Origin of the sequence: Acholeplasma hippikon (assembly GCF_900660755.1) — a bacterium.
In the GTDB taxonomy this organism is placed as follows: domain Bacteria; phylum Bacillota_I; class Bacilli_A; order Acholeplasmatales; family Acholeplasmataceae; genus Acholeplasma; species Acholeplasma hippikon.
In genome coordinates this window covers 1,342,800-1,366,350 of sequence record NZ_LR215050.1, presented here as the reverse complement: position 1 = coordinate 1,366,350, position 23,551 = coordinate 1,342,800, and the positions used below count along the sequence as shown (strand labels likewise).

Here is a 23,551-nt window from a genome sequence, read left to right as displayed (position 1 = left end):
TATTCTTTTTATATATTAATGTCAAACAAAATTTAATATTTATAAACTGAAAAATATTTTTACATATAACATGTTAGAATGAAACTAGAATACCTTAATAAGGAGATATATTTTTATGAATATTTACACAATTGAAAATGACAAATTAAAAGTTATTTTAACAGATTATGCAGCATCTGTTTACCAAATCTATTTAAAAAAGGATAATGAACTAAAAGCAGTCTTATCAACACCTAAAAACATTACTGATTTTATCGATATGCAAGGTTCTTATGGTAGAACAGTCGGTAGAACCGCTGGTAGATTATTTAAATACAATGAATCTATGAAATATGTAGACTTTAAAGATGAAGCATCACTAATGCACGGTGGTACAAATAAATTTGCAGCTAAGTATTTTACTTTAGATAATATGAGTGATACTTCTATTTCATTTTCATTAAATGTAAATAGTTATGAAGATCAATATACAGGTAACTTAAGTGCGAAAGTAACTTACTCTTTAGAAGATACTAGTTTAGTTGTTAAACACGAAGCACTTGCAGATGAAGACTCACTACTTAATATGACTTTCCATCCTTACTTTAATTTAGATCAAACAGAAAATTTAAGTTCACATGAATTAGTCATTAATGCAGAATATTATTTGTCACAAAATGAAATTGGTCGTTTTGTTGAAAAGGTTAGTGTGGAAAATACCTATAGAGACTATAGAAACAAAAAACAATTGGTTATTAATGAAAACAACAAACTTGATGGTATCTTTATGTTTAATGATAATTATGCATGTACATTAAGTACTAAAGAAATCAAAATGAATGTTTTTTCTAATTATGACAGTTTAGTAGTTTACACTCAAAATAAAGGTGCAAGCCATGATTTAACTAACGCCTTAGCTAATACACTTCATGCAGGGATTGCGATTGAATGTCAAAAACCACAAAGCATATTACCAATCATTAAAGCGAATGAACCATATAACTACTATATTAAATACGAATTTGATTTTTAATAAAAAAGGGACTTAACCGCTTAAATGGTTAGGTCCCTTATTTCTTTATTTGTTATCTTTATCTGCTAATGTTTCAGTTTTTGGTTTGATTAAGTATCTAGCATAATCTTCTTTTGTTACTTGTTTACTTCTAGCAATTGCAAAACTATTTGAAGGAATACTCTTAGTAACTGTAGAACCTGCTGCAATAAAGACATTGTCTCCGATTTCAATTGGAGCAATCAGATTCGTATTACATCCGATAAATGCGTTATCTCCAATCTTTGTCTTATGTTTGTTGACACCATCATAGTTAACAGTTACGGTACCACAACCAAAGTTTACATTTGAGCCAACTTCTGAATCTCCAATATATGCTAAGTGACTTGCTTTAGTGTTATACCCAGTTGAAGATTTCTTCACTTCAACGAAGTTACCAATTCTATTATGTGCTCCAATATTTGCATGATCTCTTAAATGTGCAAATGGTCCAACTGTTGTTTCAGCACCTACTTCACTGTCATATACTAAGCTATGTTTAATTTGAGCTCGTTCATGAATTACTGAGTTATGCACTTCACTATTTGGTCCAACTACGGCACCCGCTTTAATTACTGTATTACCAGTAATTGTTGTGTTAGGGTTAATTGTTACCCCTGGTTCAATTTGAACGTTATGTCCAATGGTAATCGTATCAGGGTTAATCATTGATACACCATTTAACATATGTTCTTTATTGATGTATTCTCTTAAATACTTTTCAGCTTTACTAATACCATATAAATCATTAACACCCATCACTAAACTGTTATTTTTAACAACATATGCGCCAACTTTATAGTCCTTACGCATCATTTCAATCATGTCAGTGATGTAATATTCACCTTTAGCATTTTCATTCTTTAAATCTTTTAAGAGGTTAAAGAATTTTTTATTGTTAACAATATAAATACCTGTGTTAATTTCTTTAATTTCTTTTTGGTATTCATTTGCATCTCTATCTTCAACAATCCCTGTAATTTGACCTTGAGGATTTCTTAAGATACGTCCATAACCTTGTGGATCTTCATAAATTGCAGTAACAACTGTTAAGTCATTACCGTTTTCTTCATGAACTTTAAACATTCTGTCAATTGATTTATACCAAATTAATGGAACATCCCCTGGCATAATAAATGTATTACCTTCTAATTCACCTAAGATGGGTGCAGCCATCATTGCTGCATGTCCTGTTCCTAGTTGTTCTTCTTGGTATACATATTTTGCACGATCTCCAATAATTTCTTGTACGACTTCGCGTTTATAACCTAATACTAAATATATTTCATCAATAACACTCTTTTCAATGTTTTCAACAATATATTCAATCATTGGTTTTTTAAGAATTGGAAACGCAACTTTAGGCGTTTCACTTTTCATTCTAGTGCCTTTACCAGCAGCTAAAACTAATGCATAATTTTTCATATCAAATAGCCCCTACTTCCTTGATCTTTGAAACAATTCTATCCATTAACTTGTCTAGTTGTTGTTCATTCTTGCAACTAATTGTAACACGAACCAATGGTTCTGTTCCACTTGGTCTTACAAGTAATAGTGCATCCTGTCCTAATTCTTCTTTAACTTCGTTAAGAAGTGTTTTTATTTCTTCAGTTTTTAATACTTCTTTATTAACATTTTTGATATTTACTAATTTTTGAGGGTACATTTCAACTTCACTTGTATAGTCAATTAACCCTAAGTTATTCTCAGCTAAAACCTTTAATAAATACATTGCTGCAAATAACCCATCTCCACTAGGAAGTAGATCATTTAAAATGATGTGTCCACTATTTTCCCCACCAATTGTGTAATCATTAGTAACAATTTCATGACTTACATATTTATCTCCAACAGGTGTTTGAGATACTTTTATACCTAGGTCTCTAAATGCTTTTAAAATACCTGGGTTACTCATTTGAGTTAAAACGACCGTTTCATATTTAAGTTTTCCAACTGATTTTAAATATTTAGCAATGATGTAGACAATCATGTCTCCATCATAAACTTCCCCTTCTTTACCTACAACAAGTAAACGGTCACCATCACCATCAAAACTTAACCCAATATCTGCTCTTTCTTCACTAATTAATTTTTTAATTTCTTCTAGGTGTGTAGAACCACAGTTAAGGTTAATATTTAATCCATCCGGTGTGTTTCCAGTTTGTTTACTTTTTAAACTATACTTTTCAATTATTTTTTTAGCAATCTTATATGTTGCTCCATTTGCTGAATCATAAGCAATATTTAAATTAATTTGCGGGATATTTAATGTTTCATAAACCTTTGAATATAGGTTTTCAATTTCATCAGAAACAATAATTTTTCCAATTGTATCTGCTTTTAAGATTTTATCATCATCAATATAACTTTCTAACGCTAATTCTTCTTCATCTAGCATTTTATAACCTGATTTAAATACCTTTAATCCGTTATCTTCATGTGGGTTATGGCTTGCTGTAACCATCACACCAATCATTTGGTTAACCTTTGAGTAGTACGCAATCATGGGTGTAGAAACGACTTCTGCCATTTTTACATCGACCCCAGCTAATGCTAATCCATATGCAACACCATAAGCTAACATACTGGATGATTGTCTAGTATCTTCACCGATTACAACTTCTTTAGGATTAAACTTCTTAGCGATTGCTTGTCCTAATTTAAAAGCTAATTTTGCGTCTAAAAAATGAAACGCTTTTCCCCTAATGCCATCTGTTCCAAAATATTTTTTTTCCATTTTTTACATACTCCCCAAAAATCCTATATGATTATTTATTATATCACTTATACTCTATGTAAGATTATGAAAGCATTTGCATAATAATAAATTACAAAAAAAGATGCCTTATGGCATCCTTAATTTGGTTTCTTAAATTGATACGTTCCAACAAGTTCTGAAACCTTTTCTTTGACTTCATCATTTGTTAAATGTTCAAATTGAGTTATTAAATCTAAAAATCTTATTTCACCTAAATGTGTATCATGTGTACTTTCCTTAAAGATTCTAGTGTTTTGTGTCTTTTGAAGTTGTTCTGAATTTGTATCTACTAATAACTCTTCATATAACTTTTCACCAGGTCGTAAGCCAGTGATTTCAATATCAATATCAACATTCGGTTTAAGCCCCGCTAATTTAATCATTTTTTCAGCTAAATCATAAATTCTTACCGGTTCACCCATATCAAGAATAAATAACTCAGCTTTATCTGCATATACTGCGCATTGTAAAATTAGGCTTACTGCTTCAGGAATTGTCATAAAGTATCTTGTAATATCTTTATGTGTAACAGTTACCGGACCACCATCAGCAATTTGTTTTTTAAATAGTGGAATGACCGAACCATTTGAACCTAATACATTACCAAATCTAACTGCTGAAAATTTTGTGTTTGAACGCTTTTGTTCCATTTCAATTACCATTTCGGCTAATCTCTTACATGCACCCATTACATTTGTTGATCGAACTGCTTTATCACTTGAAATTAAAACAAACTTTTCCACACCATATTTAGTAGATAGTTGCGCTGCATTAAATGTACCTAAAACGTTTGTTCTAACAGATTCTACAGCACTATCTTCCATTAATGGCACATGTTTATATGCTGCTGCATGGAAAACTACATTTGGTTTGAACTCTTTAAATATTTCTTCTAATCTTGTTCTATTATAAACACTACCAATTCTTACTTCTAAGATTGGGTATTTATTCTCAGGATGCTTCTTAACTAATCTTTGTAATTCCATTTGTATATCATATGCATTGTTTTCATAAATATCAAAGATAACTAATTTCGTAGGATTTAAATTGAAGATTTGTCTACATAACTCACTTCCAATAGATCCCCCTCCACCAGTAACTAAAATGACTTTATCTTTAATGAATTCATTGATTCCTTCGTTATCTAATTTAATGACATCTCTATTTAATAATTCTTCAACATTTATATCAATAAGTTTAGTCTTTAGTTTGTTTGTACTAAAGTCTTCAATTAAGTTAATTTTCTTAACAGTTACCCCAAAATCAATTAAGTGATTGACTAAATCGATTTGCTTTTGTTGATTCATATGTCTTACAGCAATAATAACTTCTTCAATTTTATATTTTTCAATAACAGCATCAATTTCAGAAAGTGTTCCAACAACTTCAACGCCCATTAAACGTCTTCCAAATTTATCTTCATTATCATCAACAAATGCAACTGGTATATTATTTAGATCTTTATTCTTAAAAATTTCTTTTAATACCATCTCACCAGCTTCACCGGCTCCAATGATTAAAGTTCTAGACCCTACTGTTCTTAACCACTTAAACTGGCTCATTAGAGTTCTATATGCTCTTCTAAATACACGTGGAAGTGCTAAACCAGCAATCTCAATTGTAGTAATAAAGATATATGATGTTTTTGTTAAGAATGTAAAGTGTCCTAAAGCCATAACAACTACAATTACAACATTTGTCAAAATAGCTAAAAAGGAAAATTTTAAGATATCTTCAAAACCTGTATATTTGGTCAATATACGATATACACCAAAAATAATATAAACAACAATTTTCGCAGGAATAATTATTAATAATGCTTTTCCTACTTCTTCTAAATTAATAGAATAATCCGCAAATTGTAAGACTGCAATTGTTAAATAATAACTTAATAAAATTGTTATTATATCGAGTACAATATACTTAATCGCATTTACTACAGTCTTACCTATAAATTCTTTAAACATATTTTTTATCACCCTTAATAGACAAACAACTTAATAATCAATTACTGGATTAATATAAGTTTGTGCTAATTTTTTAATTTTTCATCTCTTTAAAGATAATTTTGAGAAAACTAAATCATTATAAATAATTGTATCATTTACAAAATATTTTTTATTTCTAGGTTTGAAATTGTCAGTTTTATCCCAATAATTAATTAATGTGTAACTTGATTTAATTATACAATAATATGTATTTTATTTCTATGACAACAGCCATAATATAACAACATAAAAAAATACCGAGTTTTCACCCGGTATTCTTTTTATTTAAATTTAATTATTTAACTTGCATTAATTTAACTTCGTCTGAGTTAACAACTACAACGAATGCTTCGTCAGCTAATCCCATTTCAGCTAATTTAGCTTCAGCAGCTTCATTGCTTAATACTGGGTATACACCAAAGTTAATTGCTAAACTTCTAGCTTCTTTAGCATCGTTAACGATAGCGATAACTGGAACAGCAGCGTGGAATTTAGAAATAGCTTTAGCAACATCTCTTCCTTCAGCGATGATTGCATCAACTTCATAGTCTAATACCATCTTAGCTGCAGCTTGAGCCATAGCATCTTCATTTGATTCACCAATGTAGAATCCATCGATAAATGAATCATAATCTACAACACCTTCAGCTTTAGCATCAATCTTAGCCATGTAAGTTACAGCTTCAACTGGATAGTCACCAGCAGCTGATTCACCTGATAACATTGTTGCTGAAGTTCCTTCTCTTACTGCGTTGAATACGTCTGAAACTTCTGCTCTTGTAGGTCTTGGGTTCTTTTGCATTGATTCTAACATTTGAGTTGCAACGATAACAATCTTACCAGCATCTAAACATTTATCGATCATTTCAGTTTGGTAAACTGGAACATTTTCTGCTGGAACTTCGATACCTAAGTCACCACGAGCAACCATGATACCGTCTACAACTTCGATGATTTCATCTAAGTTATCAACACCTTCTTGGTTTTCGATCTTAGCGATGATTTGAACATCTTTACCATCATTAGCATCTAAGATTGCACGAACGTCTTTAACGTCTTGTGCACGACGAACGAATGATGCAGCTACGAAGTCATATCCTTGTGTTGCAGCAAATTTAATATCTGATGCATCTTTTTCAGAAATGAAAGGCATATTTAATACAACGTTTGGAACGTTTACACCACGACGTGATTTAACGACGTGAGTGTTTAATGCTTTAACGATTAATTCACGATTAACTTCATCTTTACCAATTACTTCTAAAGTTAAGTAACCATCATCAACTGTTACGTATTCTCCAACTTTCATATCATCATATAAACCTGGATATGATACTGAGAACTTTTGTGCATTTCCTAATACTGGAGTAAATGCAATTCTTAATTCTGAACCTTTAACGATTTCAACTTTACCGTCGAATTCATGTGTTCTGATTTCAGGTCCTTTAGTGTCTAATAGGCATGCAACGAAAGTTCCTAATTCTTCGTTGATTTCTCTAACTGTTTTTAATCTTGCGCCATGTTCTTCGTAATCTCCGTGAGAGAAATTGAATCTAGCAACGTTCATACCTGCTTTAATTAATTTAGTCATTGTTTCTTTATTTTCAGAAACAGGTCCTAAAGTACAAATAATTTTAGTTTTTTTCATATTATATACCTTTCTTTATTATCTAATTTTATTAACTAATTCATATAATTCAGCACGATCTTTTTTATGATCGATAACTTGATCTAATGGCGTTGTGATTAATTTATCGTTTCTAACACCGATACATTGTCCACTAACACCCGCCATAATTTGCTCAATAGCAAATGCTCCCATGCGTGAAGCTAAAACTCTATCTTCCGCTACTGGGCTACCACCACGTTGAATGTAACCTAATACAGTTGCACGTGATGAGAATCCACTCTTAATGGTAATTTCTGCAGCTAACTTATGCACATCAAATTGTTGCTCAGTAACAACGATGATGGCATGACGTCTGCCTTCTTCATTATGCTTTTTAAGGGTTGCAATTAATTTTTCTTTGTTGATTGGGTTTTCTGGAGTAATGATGAATTCAGCACCACCACAGATACCAGCATATAATGCTAAGTCTCCTGAAGTCCTTCCCATAACTTCAATGATTGAACAACGTCTATGTGAAGACGATGTATCTCTTAATTTGTCGATTGCATCAACAATCGTATTTAATGCAGTATGAAAACCAATAGTAAAATCAGTTCCGTATACGTCATTATCAATTGTACCTGGAATACCAATTGTTTGGAATTCTAAGTTATGTAGAGCTAAAGCCCCTTTGTATGAACCATCGCCACCAATAACAACTAATGCTTCAATGCCACGGTTTTTCAAATTATCAACCGCAACCATTTGTACTGGGACTTCTTTGAATTCAGGAACTCTCGCAGTTCCTAACATCGTACCCCCAGCAGATAACATACCTGAAACATCTTTGCTTGTAAGTGGGAAAATCTTGTCCTCTAATAATCCGCGATATCCGTCTTGTACACCAAACATCTCATGACCATTAGAAATCCCTGTTCTAACCACTGCACGAATGGCAGCATTCATTCCTGGTGCATCTCCACCAGAAGTTAATACAGCTATTTTCATTAAAGTGTCACTTCCTATCTTGCCTTACATATTATAGCATATTTATATGCATAATCAAATTGAAATCGGTATTTCTAACACATCTATTTGCAAATACACACATAGTTTGATAAACTATTAAGTGCATAACATTAAAGAGAGGTTTTTAAATGGCTAAAAAATTAGTTGGTGCTGCTTTATTAGGTCAATCTGGTGGTCCTACATCAGTAATTAACGCTTCAGCAGCAGGCGTGTTCTTAGAGGCTTTAAAACATGAAGAAATCACTGAAGTTTACGGTGCAGCTCATGGTATCAAAGGTATCTTAGATGAAAATTTCTATGATATCAGACAAGAAGATATTGCAGAATTAGAAAGATTAAAATATACTCCATCTTCTGCTATCGGTTCAGTTCGTTATAAATTAAAGGATGTAAATGTTGATCCAACAGATTATAACAAACTATTAGAAGTATTCAAGAAATATAACATTCGTTATTTCTTCTACAATGGTGGAAATGACTCAATGGATACTTGCTTAAAGATTTCTAAATTCATGAAGAAATCTGGTTGGGAATGTAGAGTTGTCGGAGTTCCTAAAACTATCGATAACGACTTATTCGGTATCCACCACTCTCCAGGATATGGTTCAGCTGCTAAATACGTAGCAACATCAATCATGGAATTATACTTAGACGGTACAGTTTATAACACTCAACAATTCGTAATCGTTGAAGTAATGGGTAGAAACGCTGGTTGGTTAACTGCTGCTGCTCAATTAGCATCAGTAGGTGGCGTACAACCTGACTTAATCTACTTACCTGAAGTTGCTTTCGACATTGAAAAGTTCTATGAACAAGTTGGAGCATTATTAAAGACTGGTAAATCAGTAATGGTAGTTGTTTCTGAAGGTATCAAAACTAAAGAAGGCAAATACATTCCTGAATTAGAAGCAGAAATTAAGAAAGATGCATTCGGTCACGCTAACTTAGGTGGTACTGCTTCAATCTTAGCTAAACACGTAGGAGAAAAATTCGGAGTTAAGACTCGTGCAATCGAATTCTCATTATTACAACGTGCTGCTGCTCACTTAGGTTCTCAAACAGATATCGAAGAAGCATTCAAAGTTGGTAAGATTGCAGTTCAAAAAGCTGTTAAAGGTACAACTGATAAATTCGTTGGTATTGTTCGTGACGAAAAGAGCGAAACTTACAAAGCTAAGTTCCCATTATTACCATTACACATCGTTGCTAATACAGAACGTAAAGTTCCACAAGAATGGATCTTACCAGATGGTAAAGGTTTAACTCAAGACTATATCGACTACGCTTTACCTTTAATCCAAGGTGAAACTAAGTTAGAAAAAGTTAATGGTTTACCAAGATTCGCTAAATTAAAGAAAGTATTAGTTGCTAAAAAATAACTAACAACAAATAAGCTCAATCTTAACGGTTGAGCTTTTTCTTTACTATCTTCTTTAAGGACTTCTCTTTTAACTCGTGTTATAATAATCAAATATAATACATATGTTTTTTCTAATAAGCAAATACTTATATGAGGGGTTGAAAAAATGAACTTTAAATTAAAGACATTAATTGCAGTTGTTGACTATGGTAGTTTTACTAAAGCAGCTGAACAGCTTGCTTTAACCCAACCAGCCGTGAGCCAACAAATTAAATCTTTAGAAGAAGAGTTTAATATTACGATTTTTGATAAACGTAAGAAAAAATTAGAGTTAACCCCAGAAGGTGTACTACTTGTTAGATATGCTAAACGTATTGAACTATTAACTGACAACATGATTAATAGTTTTAAGTTAATGAAGAAAAATATTCAAATTAAAAACTCTTTAGTCATTGGAATTACTCACACATTAGAATCTAATATTATTGCTAAAGCAATCGCAGAGTATACTGCAGAAAATGATGCATTCCATATTAGAATCATTTCCGATTCAATTAAAAGCATTTACCAAAAGATGAAAACATATGAAGTCGACGTATGTATTATCCCAGGTAAAATTAATGATCCAAACTATTCATTTATTCCACTAGACCAAGATAGTCTAGCGATTGCAGTAAGTTATGATAATCCTTTATCAAATAAAGAAGTGCTTAGTTTAGAAGAATTAAAAACTGAAAGATTAATTCTAAGAAGTAAAACTTCTGATACGCGTTTATTATTTGAAAGTCACTTAAATACTCAAAACGATGATATTACGAACTACAACGTTATTTTAGAATTAGATAACGTTGAAGTCATTAAAGACTTAGTTAAAGATAACTATGGTCTGTCTGTATTAAGTAGAAAATCTTGTATTAGTGAAGTAAAGAAAAATAAATTTAAATTATTAGATGTTGAAAACATGGTCATGAATCGACAAATCAACCTTTACTTCCATAAAGACTTTACTTATGTAAAAGAATTAAAACGTATCATCAATATTTATAATGAACTTATCTTAAAATAATTTTTAAATATAGAAACTGGATATAGATATCAAATGCAGAAATTAGAAAAATTCTTTAAAAGTCATATATATTTAATACTTGTATCTGCCTTGACCTTTTTTGTATGGTCTTATAGGTTTTTTATACCTAGTGAGAATCTTGTTAGCTTAACATTTAATTCAATGTTTTTATTTTCAATTCCACTTGTAGTTATCCTTGTATTATTTAAATCGACAATCGCAACTGCACCACTACTTATCTCTTGTTTATTTATCATTGGATTTGATGCTGATATATCAACCATAGATTCAGCATTAAGTGGAATCTTAAATGTTATATTAATTGTTATTGGGTTTATCGTTCACTTTATACGTTTTAAACCCAAGTTTAAACTAAAGAGTTTAGGGTTAGGTTTATTACTGGCAAGTGTTTCTTATATTATTCCTTTAATCTATACTCCAGTGAATGAAGTTTCTATTTTATTAGTTTTCTTAGTACCATTTTATTTAGTAACCTACTTATTTTACGCAAATACAATTGATAAAAATGAATTAAATTATTTAATGCGTTTCTTTTTATATACATCCATCATGTTAAGTTTTCAATTGATTGCTTTAATGTCTGATGGATTTAAAGATTTTAAATTCTTACATGACTTAGCTGCTTTCCAACAACTTCATGTGGATAGTCCAGCATGGGGAAATGTCAATGATTTAACAATACAACTTGTCTTAATGTCATCATGTATGATTTTTTATTTAAAAAAATATAAAAACATCCTACCTTGGTTGTATTTAGGATGGATGGGTTTCTGGATTATTATTAGTGATTCTAGAGGTTCTATTGTCACAATTACTTTATATGCTATCGGTGTTGCGATCTATGTATTATTTAAAGGTAGACGCCATCAAAGAATAAATCTCTTAATTACAATTATCCTAACTGGAATCTTTATGTATGTCTTTAGAGACTTAGTTACGATGGTTTATCGTTCATTTATGGATACCATTAATTTTGATGATCCTAATGGTATGTTAACTGGACGCTTAACCTTATGGTTTGACCCTGAATATGGCGCAGTAACGGTATTTAAGCGTTATCCTATCTTTGGAAGTGGATGGAATACACCGCACTGGTTCTTAAATGAACAAAACAGAATTACGATATATCATTCAACCTTCTTCCAAGTACTTGCCACAGGTGGCCTTGTAGGTATTCTAATACTTATCTATCACTTCTATGAAGTAGGAAAACTATTTGTTAGAAAACGTAGATTTATTGCAGTGAAGGCTTTCTTATTCACTTATCTATTAACCCAATTTCATGGTTTAATTGATAATACACAATATATGATTCACTATTCTTTAGTAACATTAATTGCCTTCGCAGTTATTGATAACGCAAACCTCACAGATATTGAAATAGGTGTCTTAGGAGATGCTTCAGTAAATTAATTATGATAAAAAATGGCTACTTAAATGGTAGCCATTTTTCTTACCTCATTAACTTTTTTAATCGTTTTTCAGCATAATCTGATCCAAGTTCTACTGCCTTTTTATACCACTTAACTGCTTTAGTTGTGTTAGGTTTTATCTCAAAGCCAAGCTCATAAATCACACCTAAATAGATAGCAGCATCTAAATTACCATTTAAGGCTTCAATTTCGGCATCATCATTACCTGCATTATCTAATACTTTAAATAGATCTATATGTAGTGGATTCATCGTTTTATATTTAACTTTAATTTCTTCATCTAACTTTAGATAACGTTCATATGCTTCTTTATACTTTTTATCTAAATGTGCTAAATCATGAGTTTCTTCAATTCGACTAGATAATGTGTCGTTATAAACTCTTATTTTATCATCTTCATATGCTACAAATTCACTTAGAAATAAAATGAGTTCTTCTGCATCGATAACACCAGATGCTTTCGCTTTTTCTGCCCAATATAGCGCTTGGTGAATATCGTAATTTACACCAACACCATTATAGTCAAAAAAGTGAAGTTTTTGATAATACATTGAATCTGCTTTTTCTTTTACTTCATAATGTTCAATAATTTCATCAGCTAGCCCATCATAACTACCATTAAGATGATAGTAACTAGATGCTACAACATACTGTGCTCTGGGATGTCCATTTTCAGCGGCTTTTAAGAACCATTTAAATCCTTCTTTTTGATTTTCTTTAACAAATAATCCTAAACGATAAAAAATACCTAAATAAAAGTAAGCTTCCATCATACCTTCATTTGCTAGTTCTAAAAAAAGATGATAGGCTTTATCATATTTTTTATCTTTAAAATAGGTTAAAGCTTGTTTAAGTCTAACCATTCCATATCCCCCGATAATTGATTGTTTTTCAACTTCATTTTAGCATTATTTATCTTGAATAAACCACTCCTTTATTCATTTGTTATCAAAATTAAAAAATAGACCTTTAAAGTCTATTTCTCATATTTTTTATATGGTAAATTGAATAAGTCTGCAACTACCTTTAAAGTCACATAACCCTGATAGGTATTTAAGCCCTTTAAAATGGCTTCATTTGCTAATGCTTCTTTTAAATTATCCGCTATCTTTAGTCCAAAAGGAAGCGTTTGATGATTGAGCGCTAATGTTGATGTTTTAGGAACAATTCCTGGCATATTTGCTACACAATAGTGAATGATGCCTTCTTCAATAAAGATTGGGTCTTTGTGTGTTGTTGGACGACTATAGTGAAGAGAACCACCCTGATCAATTGCGATATCTACTAATACTGCACCTTTTTTAATAAACTGATAATGTTCTTTTCTAATAATTTTTGGTGCTTTTGCCCCAGGTAATAAGACCGCTGAAATAACTAAGTCAGCATCCTTTAAACCATTAACTAAATTTTCTTCATTAGAAATTAATGTATTTAATTTTGGATATTTTTCTTTTAACTCTATTAGTCTATTTTCATTAATATCTAGTAAGGTTGTTTTTGCACCTAAGTTATAAGCTAAAGAAAGTGCTGCAGTTCCACTCACCCCACCACCAATAATTAAAACATTTGCAGCATCTACCGTTTGAGTTCCTGAAAGTAAAATACCTAGTTCTCCATGTTTAGTTAAGTATCTAGCACCTTCTTGAATAGATAGTTTACCAGCAACTTCACTCATAGGTCTAAGACATGGTAATCCTGTTTCATCTTGTATGGTTTCATATGCAATTGCAGTAACTTTTCTTTCAACTAAAGCTTTCGTAAGTTCTTCATCTGCTGCTAAGTGTAAGTATGTATAAATAATCAAATTTTCTTTAAAATACGGATATTCTTTCTTGATAGGTTCTTTAACCTTTATAATCATATCACTATCTTTCCAAATATCTTTAGGATCGCTATAAATCATGCATCCAGCATTTAAATAATCTTCATTAGAAAATCCACTCGCTAAACCTGCATCTTTTTCAATAAAAACTTGATGTCCATGTTCAATATAAACTTTCGCACTTTTGGGTGTTAACCCAACTCTGCTTTCATTTACTTTAATTTCTTTTACACACCCTATATTCATTTTTTTATCCCCTTATGTTTTTATTATACAAAGAAAATAAAAAATCACGATTGCTCGTGATTAGGTTTATTGAACTGTTTAAGAAGGAGAATGTACGTAGTCCTAGTTTACGGTACTAGGGTAGAAACTTAACCACCGAAAATATCTGGTTAAATATACGATACATTGAATACACAACTATTATAACAAATCCTTTACTAATGTAAAGTGTAAAAAAATAACATCTACTAGTAAAGGGCTTTCATACCTTTCTTTTAACAAAGTTTACCAAAATGTCAGTTCTTATTTTTACAGTTACTACAAATTCCATAGAAATTTAGGTCATGATGTGTCACTTCAAACCCATATTTCTTTTTAATTTCTGCAATCATTTCATCAATATGACAATCCATTTCAAAACGATTTTGACAAACTTCACAAATCATAAAGTGATGATGATCATCATGATTTAAGTAAAAATACGCTTTATTATCTAAGTAGTTTCTACTAACCATTTGTTCTTTATAAAAGTAATCTAGTGTTCGATAAACTGTGGATAAATTTAATTTTTCATCTTTAATTAATTCATAGATATCTTCTGCAGAAAGTGGACTATCATTTTTCTTTAAAATATCATAAATTAATTGTCTTTTCGAAGTGAGTTTAACCATTTTTATTACCTCTTATTTTTAAGATCATATTACATGCAATAAAGACAATTGCATAGACGATAACAATCACACTACCTGCAGGTAAATTAAGTACGTGTGCACTAAAGATACCTACTAAGATAACTGCACTTGAAATGATACTACCATTTAAGAAAAGTGATTTAAAACTTTTCGCAAATAAGTTAGCAGTTAAAACTGGGAAGATTAATAAACTTGAAATTAATAAAACCCCAATACTTCTTACACCAATTACAACAAAGAGCCCTGTAATTGCTGCTAATACATAACTTAATAAGTTAGACTTAACCTTCATGAATTTTGAATAATCAAAATCAAATGTTAAACTTAATAGTTTTCTATAATTTACAATGATAAATACTAACGCAATAACAAATAGAATAAGCGACATTAAAACATCATTTAAATTTCTTAACCAAAGGTTACCAGAGATTAATGATTCTAACTCGATTGCACTACTTGCATATTTAATAACGATTAACCCAATAGCAAACCCAACACTTGATACCATACCAAGTGCAGCATCACCATTAACTTTACTATGCTGACTAATCCACTTCACTAATATACTTGCTAAGACAACGATAGGTAAGGCAATAAAGAATGGCTCATTACTAAAGAACATACCAATTGCTAGTGCAGTAAATGAAACATGTGCTAAACCATCAGCAATTAAACTTTGTTCATTTAATACAACAAACGGACTTAAGATAGATGCAGTTAGACCTAATAGAATAACTACCATAATACCGTATTTTAAAACGTCTAGTGTAAATAAAAGATTATCCATGATGATGTCCCTCGTGTTCAAATGCTTTATAGTCTTCATATTTACCAATAAACTGAATCGTTTGGTCAACATACATCACTTTAGAGTGGTCTAAGACAACATCTGTTAAGTCATGTGTTATATGAAGAATCGTCATATCTTTTTCTTTTTTAATATCATGTAAGATATGATAGAATTTTTCTCTAAAACTTGGATCTAAAGCTGATGCAGGTTCATCTAATATTAAGATTTCGGGATTAGAGATTAAACTTCTAATTAAATAAATTCTTTGAAGTTCTCCACCACTTAAACTATTAATTTTTTGATTTAAAATGTTTTCTTCTAAATCCATTTTATTTAAATATACTTTAATTTCTTCAATCGCATGCTTTGGTATTCTAAATTTAGGATTTGGATACCCTGTATAAATAAACTCTAATACTGTAATTGGAAAGTTTCTTTTTAACATTAACTTTTGTGGTACATACCCCATATGTTCAGTAAACATTTCAATTTTCCCACTACTTAAATTAATTTCATGAATTAAACTTTTAATGAGCGTTGTCTTTCCTGCACCATTAGGTCCAATGATATTTAAAAAATCTCCCTTTAAAACTTCAAATGAGGCATTTTTAACTGCCTCATATTTGCCGTATTTAATTGATACGTCTGTATATTTAACTAACACTTTATCCATTTTGAAGTGCCTCTTTTATATAATTAATATTTCTCAACAATAAATCATGATATGTTATACCTTGATTAAAGTCAGTTTTTGTGACGGTGTGGTATCCGTGAAGTTCATAAACTGTCAGTTCATAACCAAGTAAAGTTTCAATTGTTTTTGCAGTATTATTAGTTGCTAACTCTTCTTTAAATAAAAACTTTATCTGATTTAATTTCATTTCATTTACAAATGCCTTTAAGTCTTCACTTGTTAAATCAGTACCTGGTTGATAGGTGTTTTCTAATGCATGAATATCTAATCCAAAGTGTTCTGCAAAACCTTCTAATGCCATATGACCTGTATAATAAATTGTTTTATTTTGTATTTCATTTAAATCATTTTCAAATGCTTCAACTGCTAAGGTTAACTTATTTATATAAGATAGACTATTTTCGTTAAATGTAGTTTCATGTTCTGGATATTTAATAATTAAACTTTCAGTTAATGCTTCAATCATGTGAACTGCTTCCATTGGGTCTGTCCAGAAGTGCTCTCCATGTACATGATCATGATGATTCTCTTCATGGGTGTGTTCTTCTTCTGTTTCTACATGAAAACTACTTAAGCTAATAACCAATGCATCTTTATTTACATAAGTCTTTAGCGTTTCTTCATTATTTAACCAACTATCATATTCAATTCCTAAATAGATAAAAACTTCTGCTTTTTTAATTGAGATTAAATCTTTACTTGTTGGCTCGAAATGATGAAAGTCTGTGCCAGCTGGTGTAATCATTTTTACATTTAATGTATCTTTAACAATCGCACGTGTAAAATCATAACCAATATATGAGGTTGCAATAATTTCAGATTCATTTGAGCCATTACATGCAACTAAACTAAAAAGTGATAGTAAAATAAATAAGTAGATGAATAGTTTTTTCATTGTATGCTCCTTTTGCGAATCATTTGCAAAAGTATTATAACACAAGAAAGGATATTTGCAAATCGTTTGCAAATGTAATTGAATATGTACGCATATATTTATAATAAGTTTAGTGATTTTGATATTTTAATCCTTGCATCTGAAAAAGGATTAACCTATGTTGATATTTATAGAAATGAAGATTTAACTACTTATGAATTAAATCATCCCATCATGAATAAATATATTAAAGTTATCGATGACTTCTTTAAAGGCATGATGCCTGATCCAAGTATATTTGATATTAAAGGAACAGTCTTCCAAAGAAAAGTTTGGGATGAAGTCAGTAAGATTCCATTTGGTAAAACGATTTATTATCAAGAACTAGCAAATAAAATTGGAAGTCCTAATGGCAGTCGTGCTGTTGGTAATGCATTAGGTAAAAATCCATTAACGATTTTAATACCTTGTCACCGTGCCATTCACAAAAATGGTGATAAGAGAGGTTACTCTAGTGATGAACGTTTAAAATTTGAATTATTAGCCTTTGAGAAAAAATTATCTGATAAATAACTTTAAAACTCCTCTAATGTAGGAGTTTTTTATTTTATTATGTTGAATATTCCCAAATTTACCCATATTTTATAGTTCCTTTTTTCCCAGTTTTAACTTTTAGGGAAGAAAAATCGCCATTTACGAAGAAATAAACTATCAACTGCTTTATTTTTATATATTTGTAACTGTAATTGAATTTCTTAACACCTCTTCCATTGGTTTAAGAATACAAAATATAATTAAAGGAGAATACAAATGGGAAAAATTAAAATCGCAATCGTTGCGTTTATGGTGATGTTAGGTTCACTAGGAGTTGCATTTGCATTATTCGTATTCAACGATCCAGTAACTGCAGATGATTCATTAGGTTTAGTATTAGAAGGATATACTGAAGTAGGTACAGTTACATTATCTAGTCCAGAATATTTCTTCGCAGGTTTAGCTACAGATAAAGAAGGTATTTCAATTGATAATGCAACTGCAATGGCTAATCATTATGCAATCGTTGAAGTAACTCATAAATATGCTGAAGATTTAGCACAAGCCCCAGTAAATGGTTTTGTATACACAATGCCAACTGTTGAATTATTAAATGAAGATTTAGCAGAATACTTAACAGTATCTGTATCAGCAATCACTGAATTAGGTTCAGTTGCTGAAAATAATGAAACAACTGGTTCATATAAAGTAACACTTTCTTGGAATGCTAATAAAGTTCCTACAACTGAAGCTGAATACTTAGCTTTCAGAACAATCTTCATGGATGCAATTGCTGACGGCAATGAATTAATTTCATTCACAATTACTGTTGCTGCACAAGAATAATCTATATTAAATTAATCGATAAATAAAAAAATGAGCTCAATCATATGAGCTCATTTATTTTTAATTGTTATTTTTCTTCTTCTTTTTTCGTAACCATTTTACCAGTAGCATATCCAGCAAGTAGACTTGTTAAGTCAATACCTGTTCCTTCTTTAACTGCTGATAGAATTTGAGTTGATGAATTTACGATATCTCCAACTAATTTTGTTGAATTACCATCACCATACATTGTGATCTTATCAACCTTAGCTAAAGGTTCTGCTGCTGCAGCAACAATCTTAGGTAATACATCTGAGTTTAAGATTAATTCTAAGACAGCGGCATCTTCCATCTTCTTCATCGCTTCTGCTTTCTTTTCGATTGCCTCAGCTTCAGCAAGACCTACTGCTTGAATACCAAGCGCTCTTTGTTCATCAGCGAAACGTTGTGCTTCAGCTCTTGCTTTGATTGCTTCTGCTTGACGCTGTTCTTCAATTAACTTCGCTTCTGCTTCTTTAGAACGAACGAATAAATCAGCTTGTGCTTGTTGTTCTGCAGCATAACGATTTGCTTCAGCATTTTTCTTAACCATTGCTTCTAAGCGACGTTCTTCGACTTCAACTTCTTTAGCTTTTAATTCAATTTCTTTTGTACGTTTAGCAATTTCAGCTTCTTGAATCGCAATATTAACACTCTTTGTTTCATTCGCTTTTTGAATTTCATATGAAAGGTCGGCTGTTGCTTGTAAAGCATCAGCTTTTTGTTTTAATGCTGCTTGACGAATTGCTAAATCTGTATTTTGTTCAGCAATCTTTAATTCTGCTTGAATTCTTGCTTCGTTTGATAATTCTTTAGCATTTGCAGATGCAATCGATACTTCTTTTTCAGAGTTTGCACGAGCAATTGCAGCGTCTTTTCTAATTTGAGTAACATTATCTACCCCTAAATCTTCAATGACACCATTTTTATCACTGAAGTTTTGAATCGTAATGTTAACAATTTCAAGACCCATTCTTGCCATATCTTGCATTGCAGATGCATAAACTTGTTCAGCAAATTTATCTCTGTTTTGTACAAGTTCTTTTAACTTCATTTGACCAATGATTTCACGCATGTTACCTTCTAAAACTTCTTTAGTTACAATACGGATACCTTCTAAGTCACGTGAAAGTAAAATTTGACCGGCTAAACGAATAGAATCTTCATCTGTTTTAATTCTGATATTGGCAACCCCATCAACGAAAATGTTAATAAATTCGTTTGTTGGAACTGCTGATTCAGTTCTAATATCTGTTTGGATTAATGATAATGGAATTGTATCAATTCTTTCTAAAAAAGGAATTCTAATTGTACCTTTCCCTATGACAACTCTACTTTTCTTTGGTCCTGTGATAATATATGCTTCATTTGGTCTTACCTTTACGTAAGATGAGGCAAATAGAATAAGTAAAATAATTACTCCAACCACAATTGTTGTTAAAATTTGTTCTAATGTCATTACTTTATCCCCCTTAGTAATTTTATTTATTTTATAATTCAATTATATAGTTTTTATTCATGAAACCCTAACGTTTCTATAATTATTTATTTAAGTTTTTTGGGCTTATAAATCACATAAATCATAAAGATGAAAAATAGGTAAATTGGGATTGTAATAATTAAAACCCAATACGCATTTGGATGGTTTAATCCGAGGTAAATACTTAATGATAATGTCCATATAAATACCGTTAAATAGATAATAACATTTCGCATTCTTTGCCAGATAATATAGAATATTAAAACGACTAATGCTGCAGCTGGCATACTGTAAATCATAAAGTAGTAATTAGGATAATCTACCTCAAGCATTTGAAGAATGCCATAAACTAAAATACCTACTAATAAACATATAGATGCATAAAAATGTGCTAAAACATTTCGGTATTTAAGTATCATAAATGGTCCTTTTCTTTTCTGAGTTAGAGAATCAATTGATACTCCGAAAAATACTGATAACTCTTTTAGGACAAATATATCTGGTACTCCTTCCCCTCTTTCCCATTTAGAGATTGATTTATCAGAGTAGTTTAATTTTTCTGCTAACTCCAACTGTGTTAGATTAAGTTTTTTGCGGTAGTAACTAATGTTACTAGCAATGTTTGAAACGATTTCATTTTTTTCATTATTCATACCTTTATTTTACCATATAAAGCAATTCTACTATGAGTAGATTCGCTTACTTGTAATTCTACTCATCTCTTTTAATCAGTAGGTTTACAAAAAATACGCTTAATTTTATAATTTTAATATCAAGGGAGGGCTAAATTAATGATTAAATTTATCATAGACTCAACCATCGATTTAAGCGATGATTTACTGAAGACTTACGATGTAGACATGATCTCATTACAAGTGCTTATAGACGGTAAAAACTACAGAGATAGAAAAGAAATTAAAATTGAAGATTTATATCAAGCAATTAAAGAAAATAAAAAGGTTCAAACATCTTTACCAATTATGATGGATATGTATGAAACATTTGAAAAGTATGCAAAAGAAAATACTGATTTTATCTTCTACACTTTCTCATCAAGACTATCTGGTACATATAATGCTGGGCGTCAAGTTATTGAAGATTTAAAAGGTCAATATCCAAATGTGAATATGATTGCTATTGATTCTAAAAATGGTGGTACTCCAGGATTAATTATGGCACTAGATATTTTAGAAAAAATTAAAAGTGGTGCATCATTTAACGAAGTTGTTGATTATGCAAATATGTTAACAACTAAAATGGAAAACTTATTCTTAGTAAATGATTTAACTCAATTGAAACGTGGTGGTAGAATTTCTACTTTAAAATCATTAGTAGGTAATCTATTAAACATTAAACCAATCCTTATTTTAGATGATGGGGCAATTACTCAGTATAAGAGTTCAATTGGTCAAAAACGTGCATTAAATGACATGATAGAATTTGTAGTTAAAAACATACCAAATAAGAATGCCTTAATTGGTATAAACTATTCAGCTAATGAAGAACTACTTCATAAAGTTGAAGGTATGTTAATAGAAAAAGGATTTAACAACTTTATTAAATCTCGTATCGCAAGTACAATGACTGCACATATTGGATTAGATGCAATTTCATTATCTTTTTATAAAGCATAGATAAAAGCGTACCCTTCTTAATTGAAAGGTACGCTTTTTAATTAACTTTTTTTATAAAATCTAAGATTGGATAAAATGCGACAAGTACGATAAATGCAACCACTAAAAATATATATCCGATATAGTGTTCGCTTGCATCTTTATTAACTAATACTAAAATCCCAAATGTTGTACATACGCCAATAATGAAAATTGTCATTAATATATGCCATATAACTACAAACTTAAAGTATCTATTTCTAAATTATTTTCCTCAAAAAGATATAAATCTTTATTTATCTATTATTTTCTTAAAGTGAAGGATAACTGCCTTCACTTCATCCATGGTCTGGTTATTGATAAGATATATTGCCCCTAAGAGTGCCTCAATTGCGGTTGCTATATATTTTTTAGGGTTGCTCTTATTTTTACCCTTTTTAATGTATGCATAATCATGGTGAACTTCTTCTAATTCTTCTTTTCTAATATAGTTTAAGATTTGGTAATGCTTACCAATATCTTCAACTAATGTTCTATCCGTATTATAAAATTTAATATGTTCAGATAAGTACTTTACCTTCCCGTATAGTAAATCTGCTAATGCTAATTTTAAAACACTATCTCCTAAGGTTGCTAAATTCTTATTAATACTTGGGTTTAAAGCGAGTTTAATATATTCGTTATTTAAATTTAAGTAGTACTCGAATTTATCCATTAATCTTTTTCAACTTTCTTTTTCCCAATTTTTCTAAATCCCTTAGGCTTGTTACCGTGTGTTGAGTCATCATATTCATATGGCCAATCACCAAATTCAGTTTCTTTATACTCTCTATATGCTAATATCACTTCAGCTTCTGTATTTAAGACAAATGATCCATATCTAAACATTGGTTCATTTATTGTTATACCCTCAAGAAGAATTAGTTTATTATGTCCTTTGCTACTTTCTAAATAAACGTCCTCTTCATCTTTAAGTTTAAATGCTGCATTTTTTCTATAATGGTCACCATTTATTTTTAGTTGTAGCCCATCATCATAATAAAGTAATCTATATAAATCTTTCACTTTACTTCTTAATTTTAAGGTTGATCCTTCTTCTAAATCAATTAGCATTATTTTTACATTTCTATCAACAGCTGCATAACTTCTCTTTACAGGAGATAAAACTTCATGTTCACAGTGTTTACCCGTGATGAGTTTTAATTTAACAGATTTATGTACATCATTTGTTTCAATAATTTCTTTTATTTCATCATTAAATAAAACTTTCACTTCTGGTTTTGTTTGTTTTTTATTCTTCGGTAAGTTTAACCATAAGTGAATAGCCTTAAAGGAGTTATAACTATCTTGATTAATAAGTGGAACCATTTGACTAACAACTAATCCACTACCAGCATGAGCCCAAAGGAGATCATCCGCACTTAATCTTGCCGTATTTCCTACATGATCCGCATAATCTAAATAGCCCTCTAAAACAATTGTTAAAAGATCAAATCCTTTAAATGGTTTACGCGGAAAACCTGGAACAGATTTATCTTCATACATTCTAAATGGTTTATCCAAATTAAAATCATTACCAAACATGGTATTTTCTAAATACATATTTGGTGCTAAATTAATGTTTCCTTCTGGATAATTATCTTCATAATATCTAAGCAGCAAAAAAGGG

Annotated in this window: 23 protein-coding genes and 1 riboswitch; of the genes, 7 read left to right on the top strand and 16 right to left on the bottom strand. The window is 30.6% G+C overall.

Annotation, left to right across the window (positions count from 1 at the left end; all coding sequences use genetic code 11):
- Window positions 1-115: 115 nt before the first annotated feature.
- Window positions 116-1,012 carry an aldose epimerase family protein gene (locus EXC59_RS06635; RefSeq protein WP_051658974.1) on the top strand — a complete coding sequence of 299 codons (897 nt, stop codon included), beginning with the start codon at window positions 116-118 and terminating at the stop codon, window positions 1,010-1,012.
- 45 nt (window positions 1,013-1,057) lie between these two features.
- Here the strand turns inward: EXC59_RS06635 and glmU are convergent, their stop codons facing one another.
- From glmU to pfkA, 5 genes are all read right to left on the bottom strand, one after another.
- Window positions 1,058-2,455, bottom strand: coding sequence for a bifunctional UDP-N-acetylglucosamine diphosphorylase/glucosamine-1-phosphate N-acetyltransferase GlmU (gene glmU / locus EXC59_RS06630; RefSeq protein WP_035368749.1), 1,398 nt, complete (start codon window positions 2,453-2,455; stop codon window positions 1,058-1,060).
- Window position 2,456: 1 nt separating this feature from the next.
- Window positions 2,457-3,767 (bottom strand): phosphohexomutase domain-containing protein, encoded by a 1,311-nt coding sequence (locus tag EXC59_RS06625; protein WP_162163932.1) that lies wholly within the window; start codon window positions 3,765-3,767, stop codon window positions 2,457-2,459.
- Between the two features lie 119 nt (window positions 3,768-3,886).
- A complete protein-coding gene (locus EXC59_RS06620; protein WP_051658972.1) occupies window positions 3,887-5,755 on the bottom strand; it encodes a polysaccharide biosynthesis protein in 1,869 nt (622 codons plus the stop codon).
- A gap of 316 nt (window positions 5,756-6,071) precedes the next feature.
- A complete protein-coding gene (gene pyk, locus EXC59_RS06615) occupies window positions 6,072-7,424 on the bottom strand; it encodes a pyruvate kinase (RefSeq protein WP_035368747.1) in 1,353 nt (450 codons plus the stop codon).
- A gap of 18 nt (window positions 7,425-7,442) precedes the next feature.
- Window positions 7,443-8,393 carry a 6-phosphofructokinase gene (gene pfkA, locus EXC59_RS06610; RefSeq protein ID WP_035368745.1) on the bottom strand — a complete coding sequence of 317 codons (951 nt, stop codon included), beginning with the start codon at window positions 8,391-8,393 and terminating at the stop codon, window positions 7,443-7,445.
- Window positions 8,394-8,542: 149 nt separating this feature from the next.
- On the opposite strand from pfkA, the gene EXC59_RS06605 reads away from it, so the two are divergent.
- From EXC59_RS06605 to EXC59_RS06595, 3 genes are all read left to right on the top strand, one after another.
- Window positions 8,543-9,793: a 6-phosphofructokinase gene (locus EXC59_RS06605; protein ID WP_035368744.1), complete on the top strand. Its 1,251-nt coding sequence runs from the start codon at window positions 8,543-8,545 to the stop codon at window positions 9,791-9,793.
- Window positions 9,794-9,940: 147 nt separating this feature from the next.
- Entirely contained in the window at window positions 9,941-10,840 is a 900-nt protein-coding gene (locus tag EXC59_RS06600; protein WP_035368743.1) for a LysR family transcriptional regulator, read from the top strand.
- Between the two features lie 162 nt (window positions 10,841-11,002).
- The gene (locus EXC59_RS06595; protein ID WP_035368742.1) at window positions 11,003-12,274 is read left to right on the top strand and encodes an O-antigen ligase family protein; all 1,272 of its coding nucleotides are present in this window, start codon (window positions 11,003-11,005) and stop codon (window positions 12,272-12,274) included.
- 40 nt (window positions 12,275-12,314) lie between these two features.
- On the opposite strand, the gene EXC59_RS06590 is transcribed toward EXC59_RS06595, so the two are convergent.
- The 6 genes from EXC59_RS06590 to EXC59_RS06565 form a co-directional block, all read right to left on the bottom strand.
- Window positions 12,315-13,157 (bottom strand): SEL1-like repeat protein, encoded by an 843-nt coding sequence (locus EXC59_RS06590; protein WP_035368741.1) that lies wholly within the window; start codon window positions 13,155-13,157, stop codon window positions 12,315-12,317.
- Window positions 13,158-13,270: 113 nt separating this feature from the next.
- Window positions 13,271-14,362 carry an alanine dehydrogenase gene (gene ald, locus EXC59_RS06585; RefSeq protein WP_035368739.1) on the bottom strand — a complete coding sequence of 364 codons (1,092 nt, stop codon included), beginning with the start codon at window positions 14,360-14,362 and terminating at the stop codon, window positions 13,271-13,273.
- Window positions 14,363-14,439: 77 nt separating this feature from the next.
- Window positions 14,440-14,544: riboswitch (purine riboswitch) on the bottom strand.
- A 93-nt stretch (window positions 14,545-14,637) separates the two neighbouring features.
- Window positions 14,638-15,012 (bottom strand): Fur family transcriptional regulator, encoded by a 375-nt coding sequence (locus EXC59_RS06580; RefSeq protein WP_162163931.1) that lies wholly within the window; start codon window positions 15,010-15,012, stop codon window positions 14,638-14,640.
- A complete protein-coding gene (locus EXC59_RS06575; RefSeq protein ID WP_035368738.1) occupies window positions 15,005-15,820 on the bottom strand; it encodes a metal ABC transporter permease in 816 nt (271 codons plus the stop codon). Before EXC59_RS06575 ends, EXC59_RS06580 begins: the two co-directional genes overlap by 8 nt.
- A complete protein-coding gene (locus EXC59_RS06570; RefSeq protein ID WP_035368737.1) occupies window positions 15,813-16,496 on the bottom strand; it encodes a metal ABC transporter ATP-binding protein in 684 nt (227 codons plus the stop codon). The genes EXC59_RS06575 and EXC59_RS06570 overlap by 8 nt, the downstream gene beginning before the upstream one ends.
- Window positions 16,489-17,412: a metal ABC transporter substrate-binding protein gene (locus EXC59_RS06565; RefSeq protein ID WP_035368735.1), complete on the bottom strand. Its 924-nt coding sequence runs from the start codon at window positions 17,410-17,412 to the stop codon at window positions 16,489-16,491. The genes EXC59_RS06570 and EXC59_RS06565 overlap by 8 nt, the downstream gene beginning before the upstream one ends.
- A gap of 84 nt (window positions 17,413-17,496) precedes the next feature.
- Here EXC59_RS06565 and EXC59_RS06560 point away from each other — a divergent pair, with 84 nt between their 5' ends.
- Together EXC59_RS06560 and EXC59_RS06555 are read left to right on the top strand one after the other, a co-directional pair.
- The gene (locus EXC59_RS06560) at window positions 17,497-17,964 is read left to right on the top strand and encodes a methylated-DNA--[protein]-cysteine S-methyltransferase (RefSeq protein WP_051658970.1); all 468 of its coding nucleotides are present in this window, start codon (window positions 17,497-17,499) and stop codon (window positions 17,962-17,964) included.
- A gap of 237 nt (window positions 17,965-18,201) precedes the next feature.
- Complete coding sequence (locus EXC59_RS06555; RefSeq protein ID WP_035368733.1) at window positions 18,202-18,771, top strand: hypothetical protein; 570 nt, start codon at window positions 18,202-18,204, stop codon at window positions 18,769-18,771.
- Between the two features lie 67 nt (window positions 18,772-18,838).
- Here the strand turns inward: EXC59_RS06555 and EXC59_RS06550 are convergent, their stop codons facing one another.
- On the bottom strand, window positions 18,839-20,248 hold the full coding sequence (locus EXC59_RS06550) for a flotillin family protein (protein ID WP_035368732.1): 1,410 nt from the start codon (window positions 20,246-20,248) through the stop codon (window positions 18,839-18,841).
- Between the two features lie 86 nt (window positions 20,249-20,334).
- Window positions 20,335-20,922, bottom strand: a complete 588-nt coding sequence (locus EXC59_RS06545; protein WP_051658969.1) for a helix-turn-helix domain-containing protein — start codon at window positions 20,920-20,922, stop codon at window positions 20,335-20,337.
- A 138-nt stretch (window positions 20,923-21,060) separates the two neighbouring features.
- Here EXC59_RS06545 and EXC59_RS06540 point away from each other — a divergent pair, with 138 nt between their 5' ends.
- Complete coding sequence (locus EXC59_RS06540; RefSeq protein WP_035368731.1) at window positions 21,061-21,903, top strand: DegV family protein; 843 nt, start codon at window positions 21,061-21,063, stop codon at window positions 21,901-21,903.
- Window positions 21,904-21,940: 37 nt separating this feature from the next.
- Here the strand turns inward: EXC59_RS06540 and EXC59_RS07145 are convergent, their stop codons facing one another.
- The 3 genes from EXC59_RS07145 to EXC59_RS06530 form a co-directional block, all read right to left on the bottom strand.
- Window positions 21,941-22,102 (bottom strand): hypothetical protein, encoded by a 162-nt coding sequence (locus tag EXC59_RS07145; protein WP_162849181.1) that lies wholly within the window; start codon window positions 22,100-22,102, stop codon window positions 21,941-21,943.
- A 72-nt stretch (window positions 22,103-22,174) separates the two neighbouring features.
- A complete protein-coding gene (locus tag EXC59_RS06535; RefSeq protein WP_035368728.1) occupies window positions 22,175-22,597 on the bottom strand; it encodes a ribonuclease III domain-containing protein in 423 nt (140 codons plus the stop codon).
- Window positions 22,597-23,544, bottom strand: a complete 948-nt coding sequence (locus tag EXC59_RS06530; protein ID WP_035368727.1) for a pirin-like C-terminal cupin domain-containing protein — start codon at window positions 23,542-23,544, stop codon at window positions 22,597-22,599. Before EXC59_RS06530 ends, EXC59_RS06535 begins: the two co-directional genes overlap by 1 nt.
- Window positions 23,545-23,551: the final 7 nt, after the last annotated feature.

What these genes read in the sequence shown, in the direction of transcription:
- EXC59_RS06575 (WP_035368738.1), bottom strand. Translation starts at nt 15,820, where the DNA reads ATGGATAATCTTTTATTTACACTAGACGTTTTAAAATACGGTATTATG.
- EXC59_RS06540 (WP_035368731.1), top strand. Translation starts at nt 21,061, where the DNA reads ATGATTAAATTTATCATAGACTCAACCATCGATTTAAGCGATGATTTA.
- EXC59_RS06600 (WP_035368743.1), top strand. Translation starts at nt 9,941, where the DNA reads ATGAACTTTAAATTAAAGACATTAATTGCAGTTGTTGACTATGGTAGT.
- glmU (WP_035368749.1), bottom strand. Translation starts at nt 2,455, where the DNA reads ATGAAAAATTATGCATTAGTTTTAGCTGCTGGTAAAGGCACTAGAATG.
- EXC59_RS06545 (WP_051658969.1), bottom strand. Translation starts at nt 20,922, where the DNA reads ATGAATAATGAAAAAAATGAAATCGTTTCAAACATTGCTAGTAACATT.
- EXC59_RS06590 (WP_035368741.1), bottom strand. Translation starts at nt 13,157, where the DNA reads ATGGTTAGACTTAAACAAGCTTTAACCTATTTTAAAGATAAAAAATAT.
- EXC59_RS06560 (WP_051658970.1), top strand. Translation starts at nt 17,497, where the DNA reads ATGTACGCATATATTTATAATAAGTTTAGTGATTTTGATATTTTAATC.
- EXC59_RS06550 (WP_035368732.1), bottom strand. Translation starts at nt 20,248, where the DNA reads ATGACATTAGAACAAATTTTAACAACAATTGTGGTTGGAGTAATTATT.
- EXC59_RS06555 (WP_035368733.1), top strand. Translation starts at nt 18,202, where the DNA reads ATGGGAAAAATTAAAATCGCAATCGTTGCGTTTATGGTGATGTTAGGT.
- EXC59_RS06565 (WP_035368735.1), bottom strand. Translation starts at nt 17,412, where the DNA reads ATGAAAAAACTATTCATCTACTTATTTATTTTACTATCACTTTTTAGT.
- EXC59_RS06635 (WP_051658974.1), top strand. Translation starts at nt 116, where the DNA reads ATGAATATTTACACAATTGAAAATGACAAATTAAAAGTTATTTTAACA.
- EXC59_RS07145 (WP_162849181.1), bottom strand. Translation starts at nt 22,102, where the DNA reads ATGACAATTTTCATTATTGGCGTATGTACAACATTTGGGATTTTAGTA.
- EXC59_RS06535 (WP_035368728.1), bottom strand. Translation starts at nt 22,597, where the DNA reads ATGGATAAATTCGAGTACTACTTAAATTTAAATAACGAATATATTAAA.
- EXC59_RS06570 (WP_035368737.1), bottom strand. Translation starts at nt 16,496, where the DNA reads ATGGATAAAGTGTTAGTTAAATATACAGACGTATCAATTAAATACGGC.
- EXC59_RS06625 (WP_162163932.1), bottom strand. Translation starts at nt 3,767, where the DNA reads ATGGAAAAAAAATATTTTGGAACAGATGGCATTAGGGGAAAAGCGTTT.
- pyk (WP_035368747.1), bottom strand. Translation starts at nt 7,424, where the DNA reads ATGAAAAAAACTAAAATTATTTGTACTTTAGGACCTGTTTCTGAAAAT.
- EXC59_RS06580 (WP_162163931.1), bottom strand. Translation starts at nt 15,012, where the DNA reads ATGGTTAAACTCACTTCGAAAAGACAATTAATTTATGATATTTTAAAG.
- pfkA (WP_035368745.1), bottom strand. Translation starts at nt 8,393, where the DNA reads ATGAAAATAGCTGTATTAACTTCTGGTGGAGATGCACCAGGAATGAAT.
- EXC59_RS06620 (WP_051658972.1), bottom strand. Translation starts at nt 5,755, where the DNA reads ATGTTTAAAGAATTTATAGGTAAGACTGTAGTAAATGCGATTAAGTAT.
- ald (WP_035368739.1), bottom strand. Translation starts at nt 14,362, where the DNA reads ATGAATATAGGGTGTGTAAAAGAAATTAAAGTAAATGAAAGCAGAGTT.
- EXC59_RS06605 (WP_035368744.1), top strand. Translation starts at nt 8,543, where the DNA reads ATGGCTAAAAAATTAGTTGGTGCTGCTTTATTAGGTCAATCTGGTGGT.
- EXC59_RS06595 (WP_035368742.1), top strand. Translation starts at nt 11,003, where the DNA reads ATGTTTTTATTTTCAATTCCACTTGTAGTTATCCTTGTATTATTTAAA.